This window comes from Photobacterium sp. GJ3, assembly GCF_018199995.1.
In the GTDB taxonomy this organism is placed as follows: Bacteria; Pseudomonadota; Gammaproteobacteria; order Enterobacterales; family Vibrionaceae; genus Photobacterium.
The window spans coordinates 2,503,263-2,518,725 of sequence record NZ_CP073578.1 but is presented as its reverse complement, the minus strand read 5'-3'; the positions used below and the strand labels follow the sequence as shown (position 1 = coordinate 2,518,725).

At 51.1% G+C, this 15,463-nt stretch carries 12 protein-coding genes and 2 pseudogenes; 11 read left to right on the top strand and 3 right to left on the bottom strand.

Annotated features, from left to right (window positions below):
* The first annotated feature begins 2 nt into the window (after window positions 1–2).
* From nqrE to dinB, 5 genes and pseudogenes are all read left to right on the top strand, one after another.
* Window positions 3–599, top strand: a complete 597-nt coding sequence (gene nqrE / locus KDD30_RS11480) for an NADH:ubiquinone reductase (Na(+)-transporting) subunit E (protein ID WP_211646002.1) — start codon at window positions 3–5, stop codon at window positions 597–599.
* A gap of 22 nt (window positions 600–621) precedes the next feature.
* Window positions 622–1,845, top strand: coding sequence for an NADH:ubiquinone reductase (Na(+)-transporting) subunit F (nqrF, locus tag KDD30_RS11475; RefSeq protein ID WP_211646001.1), 1,224 nt, complete (start codon window positions 622–624; stop codon window positions 1,843–1,845).
* A gap of 188 nt (window positions 1,846–2,033) precedes the next feature.
* Entirely contained in the window at window positions 2,034–3,017 is a 984-nt protein-coding gene (locus KDD30_RS11470) for an FAD:protein FMN transferase (protein ID WP_371826095.1), read from the top strand.
* 14 nt (window positions 3,018–3,031) lie between these two features.
* Entirely contained in the window at window positions 3,032–3,253 is a 222-nt protein-coding gene (gene nqrM / locus KDD30_RS11465; RefSeq protein ID WP_211645999.1) for a (Na+)-NQR maturation NqrM, read from the top strand.
* A gap of 188 nt (window positions 3,254–3,441) precedes the next feature.
* Window positions 3,442–4,469: pseudogene (dinB, locus tag KDD30_RS11460) on the top strand (DNA polymerase IV).
* 70 nt (window positions 4,470–4,539) lie between these two features.
* Here the strand turns inward: dinB and KDD30_RS11455 are convergent.
* Together KDD30_RS11455 and KDD30_RS11450 are read right to left on the bottom strand one after the other, a co-directional pair.
* Entirely contained in the window at window positions 4,540–5,997 is a 1,458-nt protein-coding gene (locus tag KDD30_RS11455; RefSeq protein WP_211645998.1) for an aminoacyl-histidine dipeptidase, read from the bottom strand.
* Between the two features lie 124 nt (window positions 5,998–6,121).
* Window positions 6,122–7,771 (bottom strand): methyl-accepting chemotaxis protein, encoded by a 1,650-nt coding sequence (locus KDD30_RS11450; protein WP_211645997.1) that lies wholly within the window; start codon window positions 7,769–7,771, stop codon window positions 6,122–6,124.
* A gap of 1,085 nt (window positions 7,772–8,856) precedes the next feature.
* Between KDD30_RS11450 and KDD30_RS11445 the strand changes: the two are divergent.
* From KDD30_RS11445 to KDD30_RS11420, 6 genes and pseudogenes are all read left to right on the top strand, one after another.
* Window positions 8,857–10,145, top strand: a pseudogene (locus tag KDD30_RS11445) (NCS2 family permease).
* 51 nt (window positions 10,146–10,196) lie between these two features.
* On the top strand, window positions 10,197–10,655 hold the full coding sequence (gpt, locus tag KDD30_RS11440) for a xanthine phosphoribosyltransferase (protein ID WP_211645996.1): 459 nt from the start codon (window positions 10,197–10,199) through the stop codon (window positions 10,653–10,655).
* A 147-nt stretch (window positions 10,656–10,802) separates the two neighbouring features.
* Window positions 10,803–12,059, top strand: coding sequence for an esterase FrsA (frsA, locus tag KDD30_RS11435; protein ID WP_211645995.1), 1,257 nt, complete (start codon window positions 10,803–10,805; stop codon window positions 12,057–12,059).
* A 152-nt stretch (window positions 12,060–12,211) separates the two neighbouring features.
* Window positions 12,212–12,616 (top strand): sigma factor-binding protein Crl, encoded by a 405-nt coding sequence (gene crl, locus KDD30_RS11430; protein WP_211645994.1) that lies wholly within the window; start codon window positions 12,212–12,214, stop codon window positions 12,614–12,616.
* A gap of 117 nt (window positions 12,617–12,733) precedes the next feature.
* Window positions 12,734–13,894 (top strand): glutamate 5-kinase, encoded by a 1,161-nt coding sequence (gene proB, locus KDD30_RS11425; RefSeq protein ID WP_211645993.1) that lies wholly within the window; start codon window positions 12,734–12,736, stop codon window positions 13,892–13,894.
* A gap of 32 nt (window positions 13,895–13,926) precedes the next feature.
* Window positions 13,927–15,183 (top strand): glutamate-5-semialdehyde dehydrogenase, encoded by a 1,257-nt coding sequence (locus KDD30_RS11420; RefSeq protein WP_211645992.1) that lies wholly within the window; start codon window positions 13,927–13,929, stop codon window positions 15,181–15,183.
* Window positions 15,184–15,247: 64 nt separating this feature from the next.
* Here KDD30_RS11420 and KDD30_RS11415 read toward each other — a convergent pair whose 3' ends face one another.
* Complete coding sequence (locus KDD30_RS11415; protein ID WP_211645991.1) at window positions 15,248–15,463, bottom strand: DUF2897 family protein; 216 nt, start codon at window positions 15,461–15,463, stop codon at window positions 15,248–15,250.

Genomic DNA, 15,463 nt, shown 5'->3' with positions numbered 1-15,463 from the left:
ACATGGAACATTATATTAGCTTAATGGTTCGCTCGATTTTCATCGAGAACATGGCACTGTCTTTCTTCCTGGGGATGTGTACATTCCTGGCGGTTTCCAAGAAAGTCAAAACTTCTTTTGGTCTGGGCGTTGCGGTTACCGTTGTTCTGACCATTGCTGTGCCTGTAAACAACCTGGTTTACAACTTGCTGTTGAAAGACGGCGCCATTGTTGAGGGCGTTGACCTGACGTTCCTGAACTTCATCACATTTATCGGTGTAATTGCGGCACTGGTACAGATTCTGGAAATGATTCTGGACCGATTCTTCCCGCCGCTGTACAACGCGCTGGGTATTTTCCTGCCGCTGATCACCGTAAACTGTGCGATCTTCGGTGGTGTATCTTTCATGGTACAACGTGACTACAACTTCGCAGAATCTGTCGTTTATGGCTTTGGTTCAGGTATCGGCTGGATGCTGGCGATTGTCGCACTGGCGGGTATCCGCGAGAAGATGAAGTATGCTGATGTGCCTGCAGGTCTGCGTGGCCTGGGTATCACTTTCATCAGTGTTGGTCTCATGGCGTTGGGCTTCATGTCCTTCTCCGGTGTACAGCTGTAAACAGGATATAAAGGGATAATTCATGGATATTATTCTTGGCGTAGTTATGTTTACCCTGATTATCCTGGCTCTGGTTTTGGTGATTCTGTTCGCTAAATCCAAGCTGGTACCATCAGGTGACATCACTATCTCAATCAACAATGACCCGGAAAAAGCGATTACAACCGCTGCGGGTGGCAAACTGCTGGGTGCTCTGGCAGGCAGCGGTATCTTCGTTTCCTCTGCTTGTGGTGGCGGTGGTTCATGCGGTCAGTGCCGTGTGAAAATCAAATCAGGCGGCGGTGACATTCTGCCAACTGAGCTGGACCACATCACCAAAGGTGAAGCACGTGACGGTGAGCGTCTGTCTTGTCAGGTCAACGTGAAATCCGACATGGACATCGAGCTGCCAGAAGAAATCTTTGGCGTGAAGAAGTGGGAATGTACTGTTATCTCAAACGATAACAAAGCCACCTTTATCAAAGAGCTGAAACTGGGGATTCCGGATGGTGAATCTGTACCTTTCCGTGCAGGTGGTTACATCCAGATCGAAGCGCCTGCTCACCATGTGAAGTACGCGGATTACGACATTCCTGAAGAGTATCGTGAAGACTGGGACAAATTTAATCTGTTCCGTTACGAGTCGAAAGTGAATGAGCACACAATCCGTGCTTACTCAATGGCGAACTATCCGGAAGAGGAAGGCATCATCATGCTGAACGTGCGTATCGCTACGCCGCCACCTCGTAACCCGGATGTCGCACCAGGTATCATGTCTTCTTACATCTGGTCTTTGAAAGCCGGTGATAAGGTAACGATCTCTGGTCCGTTTGGTGAATTCTTCGCGAAAGATACTGATGCAGAAATGGTCTTCATCGGTGGTGGTGCTGGTATGGCACCAATGCGTTCTCACATTTTCGACCAGCTGAAGCGTCTGAACTCTAAGCGTAAGATGACGTTCTGGTACGGTGCTCGTTCTAAGCGTGAAATGTTCTATGTAGAAGATTTCGATATGCTTCAGGATGAGAATGAGAACTTCAAGTGGTACTGCGCTCTGTCTGATCCTCTGCCAGAGGACAACTGGGACGGTTACACAGGCTTCATCCATAACGTGCTGTATGAAAACTACCTGAAAGATCATGAAGCACCGGAAGACTGCGAATACTACATGTGTGGTCCACCGATGATGAACGCTGCTGTGATCGGCATGCTGAAAGATCTGGGTGTTGAAGATGAAAACATCCTGCTGGATGACTTCGGTGGCTAAGGCTGCCTGAGGTACTCCTTCCAGAATGGCTGACCTGAATAGGTCAGCCATTTTTCTTCACCATTCAGAAAGATTTTAGTCAGCCCCCAATTTGACTCATCAGATTCACCCTGAGTGCACAGACGTGCTGTATTTTGGAGATCCCTTGCATGAAGAAAGTATTCACCCGAGCCTTAATGCTGTTGGTGATGGCACTGGTTATCAGTGGCTGTAGCGAAAAGCCTCAGTTGATCCATCTCACAGGCTCGACGATGGGGACGTATTATTCGATTAAATTAATTGAACAGGACGGTTTGCCAAGCGAAACGGCACTTCAGCAGGAAATTGACCGTCGGTTAGAGCGGGTGAATGATCAGATGTCGACCTATCGTGAGGATTCAGAGCTCAGCCGGTTTAACCAGCATCAAAGCAGTGAACCGTTCGCTGTTTCACAGGATACGGCGACTGTGGTCCGAGAAGCGATTCGCTTGTCTCAACTGACCGATGGTGCCTTGGATGTGACGGTTGGTCCGCTGGTCAACCTGTGGAGCTTTGGTCCGGAAGCACGTCCGGAAGTGATCCCAACAGCAGCCGAACTTCAGGCGCGGCAACAGGAAGTCGGGATTGAACATCTGAGTGTCGACGGAAATCAACTCATCAAAGATTTACCGGGTTTGTATGTCGATCTCTCTTCAATCGCTAAAGGCTACGGCGTGGATGTGATTGCGGATTATATTGCTTCGCTGGGGTCTCAGGACTATCTGGTTGAAATTGGTGGTGAAATTCGCCTCAAAGGTAAGAACGCTGAAGGCGTACCATGGCGTATTGCCATCGAGAAGCCAACTGAAGACGGAAGCCGTGCGATTCAGGAAGTGATTGAACCGGGCGAAATGGCGATTGCGACGTCTGGAGATTATCGTAACTATTTTGAAGAAAATGGTGTACGCTACTCCCATCTGATTAACCCGAAAACGGGTCAACCGATCACAAACCGCGTTGTTTCCGTCACTGTGATGCATCCGCAATGTATGACAGCTGATGCGCTGGCAACGGCGTTTTCCGTGATGGGTGAAGAGAAAGCAATGGAGCTGGCGAACAAAGAAAAATTGCCGGTTCTGTTGATTGTGAGCACTGACGAAGGCTTTAAAGAGTACGCTTCAGAGGCCTTTGCCCCTTACATGCAGAAGAAGTAAGCTGAGAGCATAGTATGTTGGTATATGTAACCACCTTTGGTGTATTTCTGTTGGTCATTGTTGCAATGGCCGTTGGCTATATTTTCCAGCGTAAAACCGTGGCGGGCAGCTGTGGTGGTCTGGGGGCTGTGGGTATCGAAAAAGAATGCGACTGCCCGGAGCCATGTGACAAACGCTTAAAGCGTGAAGCACGCGCTGCGAAACAAGCCGAATGGAAAAAGAATCAGATCCTCTGATTGTCTGATTTCCTCCGAATTACATGCAAAGCCCATGGTTGATCCCGTGGGCTTTTTTGATCCTCGCCATCTGCGGCCGAGCACCCTATAATGCTGTATATAAAAACAGTTTATCAAGAGTGTTCATATTCGCGATGTCAGCGTCCGCTTCAGGTCAGCCAGTGCAGAAAAAAATCATCCATGTTGATATGGATTGCTTTTTTGCCGCCGTCGAAATGCGGGAAAATCCGGCCTTACGGGATGTTCCCATCGCCATTGGCGGGCGCTCTGAACAGCGGGGGTCATCAGTACCTGTAATTATCTGGCCCGGCAATTTGGGGTGCGTTCAGCCATGCCGACTGCACAGGCGTTGAAGTTATGCCCCAATCTGGTATTGGTTCCGGGCAGAATGGCTCTGTATAAAGAAGTTTCTCAGCAAATCAGGGCTATTTTTCAACGATATACAGCTCTGATTGAGCCTTTATCGTTGGATGAAGCTTATCTGGATGTCACCGAATGCACCCTGATGCGAGGTTCTGCAACCCTGATTGCAGAAGACATTCGCCGGGCCATCCGTGAAGAACTTCACCTGACCGCTTCTGCAGGGGTTGCCCCGGTAAAATTTATCGCCAAGATTGCTTCGGACCTGAACAAGCCCGACGGACAGTATGTGGTGACGCCAGCCGATGTACCTGAATTTGTTGCGAAGTTACCTCTCGAAAAAATTCCCGGTGTCGGTAAAGTCATGATTCAAAAGCTGCATGACATCGGGCTTTATGTAGGCAGCGATGTGCAGGCTTATGATCGGCGGCAATTGCTGCAACAGTTTGGGAAGTTTGGTCAGTCGCTGTGGTCGCGGTCCCATGGGATCGATGACAGGGAAGTGGTGGTGGCCCGCGAGCGGAAGTCGGTTGGTGTTGAGCGAACCTTTTCTCAGAATATCAGCGAGTATGCTGAATGCTGGCAGATTGTGGAGCGTTTGTATCCTGAGCTGGAGTCAAGGCTGAAGCGTGTGCGGCCGGATTTACGGATCGCAAGGCAGGGCATTAAGGTGAAATTTGCCGATTTTCAGCAAACCACGGTCGAACATATTCAGCCTGTGCTGGAGAAGCAACAGTTTGCCGCCTTATTGACGGAGGCTCTAACCCGGCAAAAGGGAAGGGAGATTCGTTTGATCGGTCTCAGTGTCGGTCTGGAGTTGGGCACACAAGCCAAACAGTTAACTTTTGAGTGGTAGCTTCAGGATCAACGCAACAAAAGGGGAGCCTGGCTCCCCTTTGAAAGTTCTCAGTGACTTCAGTGATGGATTACTTCACTGGAATTTGCTTGAGGATTGCAACCATCTGTTCCCAGAACAGACCCACGGTCTTGATGTTCACTTTCTCGTCCGGAGAATGCGGGAATTTGATCGTTGGCCCGAATGAAATCATGTCCATCTCCGGATAAGGTTCTTTGAACAAACCACACTCCAGCCCGGCATGAATCACCATGATATTGGGGACGTTGCCATAAATATCTTTGTAGGTTTCACGGAACAGGTGCATCACTTCGGAATCCGGATCCGGTTTCCAGCCTGGGTATGCGCCAGAGAAACTGCATGCAGCGTCAGCCAGTTGCGCCAGTGCCGTCAGGTTTTCTTCCACATGGATGCGGCCAGAATCGATCAGAGAGCGGATCAGACACAGCAGGGTGATCTGGTCTTCCTCGGTGGTGATGACCCCCAGATTTAAAGACGTTTCTACAACGCCAGGAATGTCATCACTCATGCGCATGACCCCATTCGGGCAGGCATTGATGAGGGCAAACAGACGCTGCTGACTGTCACGACTCAAAACATTCGCAGGCATATCAACAGTTTCCACCGACAGCTGAATATTGGTTTCAATTTGTCCCAGCTCAGCGTTGAGTACAGTTTCGAATACTGTGAATTGCGTGTGCAGCGCATCGGCTTTTTCGGCCGGTAACGTTACGATGGCCGAGGCTTCCCGTGGAATCGCATTGCGTAGTGTACCGCCTTTCAGGCTGCTGAGCTGAAGCTCAAGCGGCTGCGCATGGGCAAACAGGAAACGACCCAGCAGTTTGTTGGCGTTCGCTCGACCGGTATGAATGTCACAGCCGGAGTGACCGCCTTTCAAGCCTTTCACCACCAGTTTCAATGCTGTGTGGCCCGCAGGAACTGACTCGCGTTCTGTCGTGAGTTTCAGCTCAGCATCCACACCACCGGCACAGCCCATGTAAATTTCCCCTTCCTGCTCAGAGTCCGTATTGAGCAGGATATCGCCTTCTAACCAACCTTGTTCCAGACCGAATGCACCGGTCATCCCGGCTTCTTCGTCGATGGTCAGTAAAACTTCCAATGGGCCGTGTTCAATGTCTTTTGAAGCCAAAACAGCCAGACAGGTTGCCATGCCAATGCCGTTATCTGCACCCAGTGTTGTGCCTTTGGCCGTGACCCATTCGCCATCAATGTAGGGCTGAATCGGATCCAGTGTGAAGTCATGATCTGTGTCTTCGTTCTTCTGCGGCACCATGTCGATATGAGCCTGCAGCACAACACCTTTGCGGTTTTCCATGCCCGGTGTGGCAGGCTTTTTGATGAAAACATTGCCGGTCGCATCACGACGGACACTCAGCCCTTCGCTTTCAGCAAAACGAATGATGTGCTGGGCAAGGGCTTCTTCATGTTTGGACGGATGTGGAATGGCGCAGATTTGATCAAAGAACTGCCACACGATTTGTGGCGAAAGTTGGCTGATTTCGGACACAGAACTCTCCCTAATAAACGGTCAATCATACAGCCCTTGCTGGACTATCCTTCGGTTAAATCTCAGCGCGGGCAGTTGATTATCTTACATCAGCCGTGGAAGGCTTGCCATTTTTCAGCTGGCTTCAAGCTGAAACCTTAAATTGGGAGATTTGCTGATTCAGGTGGTTGCCACTGGATAGCAATTGCTCACTTGCCGCAGCAATCTGTTCGCCCTGATTCACATGACTCTGACTATGTTCGCTCAGCTCTGCCAGACTCATATTAATGGCTTCGGTTGCATCGGTTTGCTGCTGGCTGGCATCGGCAATATGCTGATTCAGCTCCCGAATCGTGCTAATTTGCTGACTGATGGCCTCCAGTGCCTGGGCGACCTGCTCTGAGTGTTCAACGGTGCTGGCCGATTGTTCCCGGGTCTGAACCAGTGCCTGACTGACGTCCGCCGAGCGGCCCTGTAAACGGGAAATGATGGTTTCGATTTCATTAGTACTGGCTTGTGTGCGGGTCGCCAGAGTCCGGACTTCATCGGCGACCACAGCAAACCCACGGCCCTGTTCTCCGGCACGGGCGGCTTCAATGGCTGCGTTCAATGCCAGCAGGTTGGTTTGTTCTGCGATATTGCGAATGACATCCAGGACTGCACCAATGGTTTCTGAATCTTCTGCCAGCGCCTGAGCACTTTGGTTGGTTTCGTCCAGCAGGGCGAGCAGGGCCTGCATTTCTTTGCTGGATCGGGAAACGACGTTCATGCCCTGATCGCTGTGTGTCTGAGCGTCTGAAGCGGCTTCAGCAGCATGTGCAGCAGAGCGGGCAACCTCCTGATTGCTGGAATGGAGTTCTGTCATCGCGGAAGCGACAGAATCAACCCCTTGGTGGGCCATGGTCGCGCTGTCCGCTGTGGTATTGGCAACCGCATTCAGTTGGGTCGCCGCTGCGCTGATATGTTCACTGACGGGCGATACTGCACGCAGCATGTCGCTGATTCGCTCTGCGAACTGATTATAAGCGGCTGCGATTTTACTGAGCTCATCGTCGCCCTGAATCGGGAGGCGTTTGGTCAGATCGGCGTCGCCGCTTGAGATATCCTGCATGGCTTTTAAAGTCGATTCGCAAGGTGCCGTAATGGTCCGGCCAATGGCGCGCGCAAGCACCAGCATCACAAGAAGGGCAAGAGACAGGATCAGGCCAAGGCGTTTCAGTTCGGCGAGGAATTGCGCTTTCACATCATCGACATAGATCCCCGAACCAATGATCCATCCCCAGGGGGCAAAACCTTTCACGTAAGATATTTTGTCGACGGGTTGATCGTGACCTGGTTTCTCCCACTGATAATCGACAAATCCTTCTCCCTGACGGCGGACCGTATCAGCCATACTGACAAACAGCCGATTGCCAATGGGGTCCTGAAACTGAGACAGATCTTTCCCGTCCAGTTCCGGTTTAAATGGGTGCATGATCATGTGCGGCTGATTGTCGTTGATCCAGAAATAGTCGTTTTTTTCATAACGGAGCGCAGCGATGGCTTGTTTGGCCTGCAATTGTGCTTGTTCTGGTGTGAGCTTGCCTTCTGTTTGCTGCTGATAATAAAAACTCAGCAGACTGTGCGCACTTTCAACCAGATTCCGGGTTTTATCCCTTTTTTGTTCCATCAGGGTGTCTTGGTAGGCGGAAGTAAAAATGACGAGGGGAATCAGGGTGAGCAAAGTAATCATCAATCCCAGCAAATAGAGCCGGCTGCTGATCGAAAAAGAGCGTAGATATTTGAGTATTGTCATTGCGCTTCCTTCCTAGTTTGCACTGATGGCAATTGAGTGGCACACCTCACCCGGGAAAAGGGAGAGCCTTCATGTTGTATTCTTCTCTTGAAAGAATGTATGCCACTTTAGTCTCATTCCTGAATATTTATGGCGCAGTTAACAAAAAACGGTGTAAGTAACATCCTTTCAATAACTGCCGAAATGAGAGGTTGATCCACCAAAAGTGTGACTTGGTTAAAACTTTTATTGTAATTAAATTACTTAATGGTTATCCTATAACCAAGTTGCAAGACCGATAGTCAGCACAAGGAAATTGAAAGTGCGTTGACTCCAAGGAACCGAGATCAAGTTAATCTGCTTTGTTTGCAACCTCAAAGCAGCAAAAATTAATTGAGGAAGTCGTTGTCATGAAAGTTTATAAATCAACCGCTAAATTTTGGAATAACAAAGGTGTTTACGGTGGTGCGTTCAGCTACCCGCGTCCTTTTGGTTATTAAGCGCTGCGGGCATTGCGCCTGAATTTGTGTATTCCTATCTCCAGATTCACTCATAGCGCGAATGCGGTATGAGTTCAGTTCCCCCGAACTTTTAAGACTTCATCAGGGGTTTGGCTGCAGGAACCACTGCTGCTGAATCCAGTGAGATTTGTTTTGACGCCACCCAGATCTGGGTGGCGTTTTTTTTATCGTTGTATTTTGAGGCCAGCTGGGTGAAAAGATTTCGACCCGTGGATTCATCGCGAGATTGATGAAAAATCGATGTATACGATTACATTTAAGTGAAACCGAAAAGACAGGCAATATTTTTTCAGATTGAAGCGATTGCGTTTCAGGTTAAAAATCAGGTTGATTAAAAAGAGTACAATTTCGGGGTGTGGTTAAGGTTATGATTTTATTCTGAATATTGTGTTTTTATCTCTGTTGCGTGAGATTTTTGTCCATAATTGCCTCTCTGAGGCGGATTTTGAGCAAGTCTGGAAATTTATCACTGAGAGGCCTATAATCGCCCCCCAAAAATTCAGAAACGCAAACGTTTACTTCGAGAGGGTATAAATGGTGGCGTTTCCCAGATAACAGACACTTTTCTCCAAGGACCTGAGAACAATGCTTGAGAAGCTGTTTAAGTTAAATGAAAACGGGACCAATGTTCGTACCGAAATGCTGGCTGGTGCGACGACGTTCCTGACGATGGCCTATATCATCTTTGTGAACCCGTCGATGCTGGCGGCAACAGGGATGGATAAAGGGGCCGTTTTTGTTGCAACCTGTCTGGCAGCGATGATCGGCTGTTTCATGATGGGCTTAGTGGCAAATTATCCGGTTGCTCAGGCGCCGGGCATGGGGCTGAATGCTTTCTTCACTTATTCCGTTGTTTTGGGCATGGGTCATACCTGGCAGGTGGCGCTGGCGGCGGTCTTCTTCTCGGGCCTGTGTTTTATCGTGCTCAGTCTGCTGAAAGTCCGCGAGTGGTTGATTCATGCCATCCCACTCTCGCTGAGGACGGGCATCACGGCGGGCATCGGGTTGTTCCTGGCATTCATTGCTTTGCAAAGTGCGGGGATTGTCGTCGATAACCCGGCAACGCTGGTTCAGGTTGGTGACTTCACCAGTTTCCCTGCAGCCATGGCAGCGCTGGGCTTCATCCTGACGATTGCGCTGGTTCATCGCGGTTTAAAAGCTGCGGTTCTGATTGCCATTCTGATCATTACGGCACTGGGGATTTTGTTTGGCGACGTCCAGTACCATGGCATTGTTTCTTTGCCGCCAAGTCTTGCGCCAACCTTCATGCAGCTGGATTTCAGCGGTGCCATGGATGTCGGCCTGGTGTCTATCGTCTTTGCTTTCCTGTTTGTGGATCTGTTTGATACCGCCGGGACGCTGGTGGGGGCAACCACCAAAGCTGGCATGGTTGACAAAGACGGCAAGATGCCGCGTCTGGGCCGTGCGTTGCTGGCAGACAGTACCGCAACCTCTGTGGGCGCACTGCTGGGAACATCCAACACGACGTCTTATGTGGAAAGTGTTGCCGGTGTTGCGGCAGGCGGCCGGACCGGTCTGACTGCGGTGACTGTGGGGTTTTGTTCCTGCTCGCACTGTTCTTCTCGCCGCTGGCGGGCATGGTGCCTGCTTACGCGACGGCCGGCGCATTGTTTTACGTTGCCATCCTGATGATGTCAGGGTTGGTGAGCATTGACTGGCGTGACTTAACAGAAGCGGCGCCTGTCGTTGTGGTCTGCCTGCTGATGCCGTTAACATATTCCATTGCAGAAGGGATCGCGCTGGGCTTTATCAGCTATGCTGCGATCAAGTTGCTCAGTGGCAAAGGACGTGAGGTGAATATCAGCGTCTGGATCATTGCCGTGCTGTTTGCAGCGAAAATCATCTTTTTATAATTTGTTTCATTGACCAGCGTTTTCGTTCGCTGATTTAGAGGTTCATCGGATATGAGTAAGAAGTTCGTCATCACCTGGGATAACATGCAGAGCTACACACGCCAGCTGGCAGAAAAGCTGTTGCCTGCGGATCAATGGCAAGGCATCATCGCCGTGAGCCGTGGCGGTCTGGTGCCGGCTGCTATTCTTGCCCGTGAGCTGGGCATTCGTCATGTTGATACCGTCTGTATCTCCAGCTATGACCATGATCATCAGCGTGAAATGAAAGTGCTGAAAAAAGCAGAAGGCGACGGTGAAGGCTTCCTGGTTGTGGACGATCTGGTCGATACCGGCGGCACTGCTGAAATGATCCGTGCGATGTACCCGAAAGCGAAGTTTGTTACCGTGTGCGCCAAGCCTGCGGGTCAGCATCTGGTTGATGATTATGTGGTTGATATTGAGCAAGACACTTGGATCGAGCAGCCATGGGATATGGCTGTGACTTATGTCGATCCAATCTCAAAGCAGTAATGCCATCCGAACACATCTGAAATCGAAAAGGGGCCGAAAGGCCCTTTTTTTGTGCCTTATGTTTGTGGGGATTACCATATACAATGAAACAAGAAGCAGGTTATCGATTGGATAACCTTTTGGATTTTCAATGTGCAGGAGTGAATTGTGTCTGAGCCTTCCAAGGTCAATCTGTCTGAAAAACTGTTTGCCCCGCGTCAAACCACAAAAGAAACCTCCAGCCTGGTGAAGCTGGCGCATGTGGCTGCCAATGAGATGCACAATGCGTTGGATGGCGACAGTGTCTCGGGTTGGTATCGGGTGCTGCGACGGCCGCAGTGGATCTGGCAGGGCGTGGATCCGATTGAGATGGAAGCCGTGTTCTCGCGCATTGCGGGCTCCACAGCCAAACGAACCCAGGATGAACTGTTAGATACGGTGATCGGTTATAAGCCGGGTAACTGGGTGTATGAGTGGTCGCAACTGGGCAGTCAATATCAGCGCAAGAGCCGAGAATTGCTGGATAAGGGCGAAAAAGCACAAGCTGCCGAGATGTTGCTGAAAGCCAGTACACACTACGGCATTGCGGCATACCCGCATTTAAAAGGGGATGAACTGGCCGCACAGGCAGAGCTGCAGGCCACAGTGACATATAAAGACGCAACTGAACTCATGCCCCATCAGGTGAAAACCATTGATGTGTCCTATCAGGGCAAAACCTTTCAGGCTTTTATTCATTTGCCCCGGACTGATGTTTTGCTGCCGACGGTGGTCGTCAGTGGTGGTCTGGATACGCTGCAGACGGAACTGTGGCCGCTCTATGAGCATTACTTAGGCCCGGCAGGTTTCGCGATGATCACGCTGGATATGCCGTCGGTGGGTCACAGTGCCGCCTGGACACTGACGGAAGATACCAGCCGGCTCCATCAGGCGCTGGTGCAACAGCTTCGGGATGTGCCTTGGGTCGACCACCATCGGGTGGGTATGCTGGGGATTCGTTTTGGTGGCAACGCGGCCATTCGTCTGGGGTTTGTGGAACCCAACCGCCTGAAAACCTGTATCAGCCTGGGCGGCATTATTCATGGCTTCCTCGCGCAGCCAAAACTGCTGAACAGCATGCCACGGATGTATCTCGACATGTTTGCTTCCCGGATGGGCAAGAATGGCGTTTCAAAAGCCAGCCTGATCTCGCACATGACGGCATGGTCATTGAAACAGCAGGGGCTGCTGGGACGCCGTAAAGTGGATATTCCAATGCTGGCTATCAATCTGAAAGATGATCCGGTTTGCCCGGAAACGGACAATCAGCTCATCGCGCTGTCCAGCCGGGGCGGAAAGGCAATCAGTCTGCCTGCTGCCCCGATTCATGACGGATACCATCGCGCGATGCAGGATGTCGTTGCCTGGCTGAAAGAGAAATTGTAACCCGGGGGCCGACTGGTCAGAGGATGTAAATAAAATGTTGCCATTTATACAGCCTTGTGCGTTTAATGGATACAGCAACACGGGAACATTCTGAGGTAACTGACTCAGAACATTGCGCTTTTGTTGAACACCTGACTAAGGATGGACATGTTATGCCAACACAAGTCACTTTTCCTCCTCATGGCCGCCTGATGACCAAACTGACTGCGCTTGGCCCTTATCTTCGCCAGCAGCAGTCCTCTGAAGGGCACTTTTTCTTTGATTGTCTGGCAAGTTGTATCAATGCCAAGAAAGAACCCGAAGAGCGAGAGTTCTGGGGTTGGTGGCTGGAACTGACACAAATTGAGACTGGTTTTCAGTACAGTTACCGGTTTGGCCGTTTTGATCTGCATGGTGACTGGAAGGAAGAAAAAGTACCGGCCAAGCACCAGGAACCGGTTCATCAGACGCTGGAAGATTTCTACAAAAAGCTCTGCACCTTGTTAGAACAGGAATATGAGCTTGCCATTCATCCTGCCCCCGATCTTTCAGAGCCAACTTTGTCCGTTTCAGCCTGAGGACAGAGCGAAACCCTGAAAAACCAGAAAATGCGCCGTCTCAGGCGCATTTTTCTTGTGCTTTATCATTGGGGTTGATAAAACAATTGCCATTCTTCCGCATCCATTATTTTTTTCATGGCTGATCATCACAAAACACACGCAGGTGAGCAAAGCGCTCATCAGACAGCAAACGTTGCATCACAGACGATCGTGGTGAAACTGGGCACCAGTGTTCTGACCGGCGGTACGCTCAAGCTTGATCGCGCCCATATGGTTGAACTGGTCCGCCAGTGTGCCCATTTACGCCAGCAGGGTCATCAGGTCATTATTGTGACCTCGGGTGCCATTGCTGCCGGCCGGGAGCATTTGGGCTATCCGGAATTACCAAAAACCATGGCCAGCAAGCAGCTGCTGGCGGCTGTGGGCCAGAGTCGTCTGATTCAGGAATGGGAACAGCTCTTCAGTATTTACGGTTTGCATGTCGGCCAGATGCTGCTGACCCGGGCTGATCTGAACGATCGGGAACGTTACCTCAACGCACGAGATATGCTGCTGGCTTTGCTGGAGCACGGCATTATTCCTGTGGTGAACGAGAACGATGCTGTCGCGACCACTGAAATCAAAGTGGGCGATAATGATAATTTATCGGCACTGGTTGGGATTCTGGCCGGTGCAGACAAACTCTTGTTGCTGACTGACCAGCCAGGACTGTTTACTGCAGATCCGAGAAGCAACCCAGATGCGGAACTGATCCGCGAAGTACACACGATTGACGAGACCCTGCGCAAGCTGGCAGGGGGCAGTGTCGGTGGTTTGGGTACTGGTGGCATGGCGACCAAGCTTCAGGCAGCCGATGTCGCACGTCGCGCTGGCATTGAAGTGATTATTGCCGCAGGCAGCCGACCGGAAGTTGTGGCTGGTATTGTGAAAGGTGAACAGGTGGGAACCCGGTTCCTGCCATTGGAATCGCCTTTAGAAAGCCGTAAACGCTGGATCCTGGCAGGACCGCCACCCGCAGGCGATATTATTGTGGATGCGGGAGCGGCGACTGCCGTCACTCAGCGGGGCAGCAGCTTGCTGGCGAAAGGGATTACTGCGGTGAAAGGTGAGTTTGAACGGGGTGAAGTCGCCCGGATTTACAGCACCGACGGGATCTTGCTGGCGCGGGGGATCAGCCGGTATTCCAGCCAGGATATGTCAAAAATTGCGGGCAAGCACAGTCAGGATATTCATAAAGTGCTGGGCTATGAGTACGGACCGGTTGCCGTCCACCGGGATGATCTGGTACTGATCTAAGCAATCAACGAATAAGTAAGAAGGGGAACAGGGTGGAAATGCAATCCATGGGAAAGGCCGCCAAGCAGGCGGCTTTTACACTGGCGACAACCGCGACCGCACAGAAAAATCAGGCGCTGGCTTTTATTGCCGATGAACTGGAAGCGCGTCAGGATGAGATTCTGAAGGCCAACGAGACCGATCTGGCCGCAGCCCGTGAAAGCGGAATGACGGAAGCGCTGCTGGATCGTCTGATGCTGAATGAATCGCGTCTGGCTGCCATTGCCAGTGATGTTCGTCATGTCATTGGACTACCTGATCCGGTCGGTGCTGAACTGGACTCACGTGTGCTGGAAAATGGCATGCGCCTGAGCCGTCGGCGAGTGCCGTTGGGCGTGGTCGGGGTGATTTATGAAGCCCGTCCGAATGTCACCATTGATATTGCTGCTCTGTGTCTGAAAACCGGGAACGCCAGTATTCTGCGTGGCGGCCGTGAAACATTTCACTCCAATATGGTGCTGGTTCAGGTCATTCAGCAGGCGTTGGAAAAAGCAGGATTGCCTGCTGATTCGGTTCAGTACATTGCTAAACCGGACCGGGAACTGGTGTCCGAGCTGCTGACTCTGGATCAGTACGTGGATATGATCATTCCTCGGGGTGGTGCGGGTTTGCATCAGATGTGTAAGGAAAAAAGCACCATTCCTGTCATTATCGGTGGATTTGGGATCAGCCATGTGTATGTTGATCAGTCTGCCGATTTAGTCCGGGCACTGGACGTGGTTGAAAATTCAAAAGTTCAGCGTCCTTCGGCCTGTAATGCACTGGATACGCTGCTGGTTCATCAGGCCGTGGCGGCCGAATTCCTGCCTCAGCTGGCCGAGCGGATGAATCAGAATCAGGTGATGCTGGTGGCCGAAGGTGAGGCGCTGCCAATGCTTCAGGGTAAGGCTGCACAATTGCGTGCGGCTGAGGCGGGTGATTTTGATACGGAATGGCTGAGTTATACGCTGGGTGTGAAAATTGTGCCGGATCTGGGTGCGGCAATACAGCATATGCAGGATCACAATGCCAGTCACTCAGATGCAATCCTGACCAATGATTTGATGTCTGCTGAGCGTTTTATTAATGCAGCAGGATCGGCAGCGGTGTATGTGAATGCTTCCACCCGCTTTACCGATGGTGCTCAGTTTGGTCTGGGTGCGGAAGTGGCGGTATCGACGCAGAAGCTGCATGCGCGCGGCCCGATGGGGCTGGAAGAGCTGACCAGCTACAAGTGGGTTGGTCAGGCGGACTATTTATGCCGCAGCTGAAGGCTGGCAACTGAAGCCATCGCTGACGTGACGACAATAACCGGTGTCTGATTTCAGGCGCCGGTTATTTTTTATCGGTCTGTGCAGCGTCGTCCTTGGTGTCATCGGTCGGATAATGCTTCGACATATTCTCGACCTGGCGTTGTTTGCGCAGCAGTTCTTTGGTTTTGTCGTGCGGGCCGAATTTCATATTGGCCGTGTACTTGATGGCGGCAATATTACTGACCACGACACTGACCACGATGATGGTGATGACCCAGGGGTTGAGTAGCCATTCCAT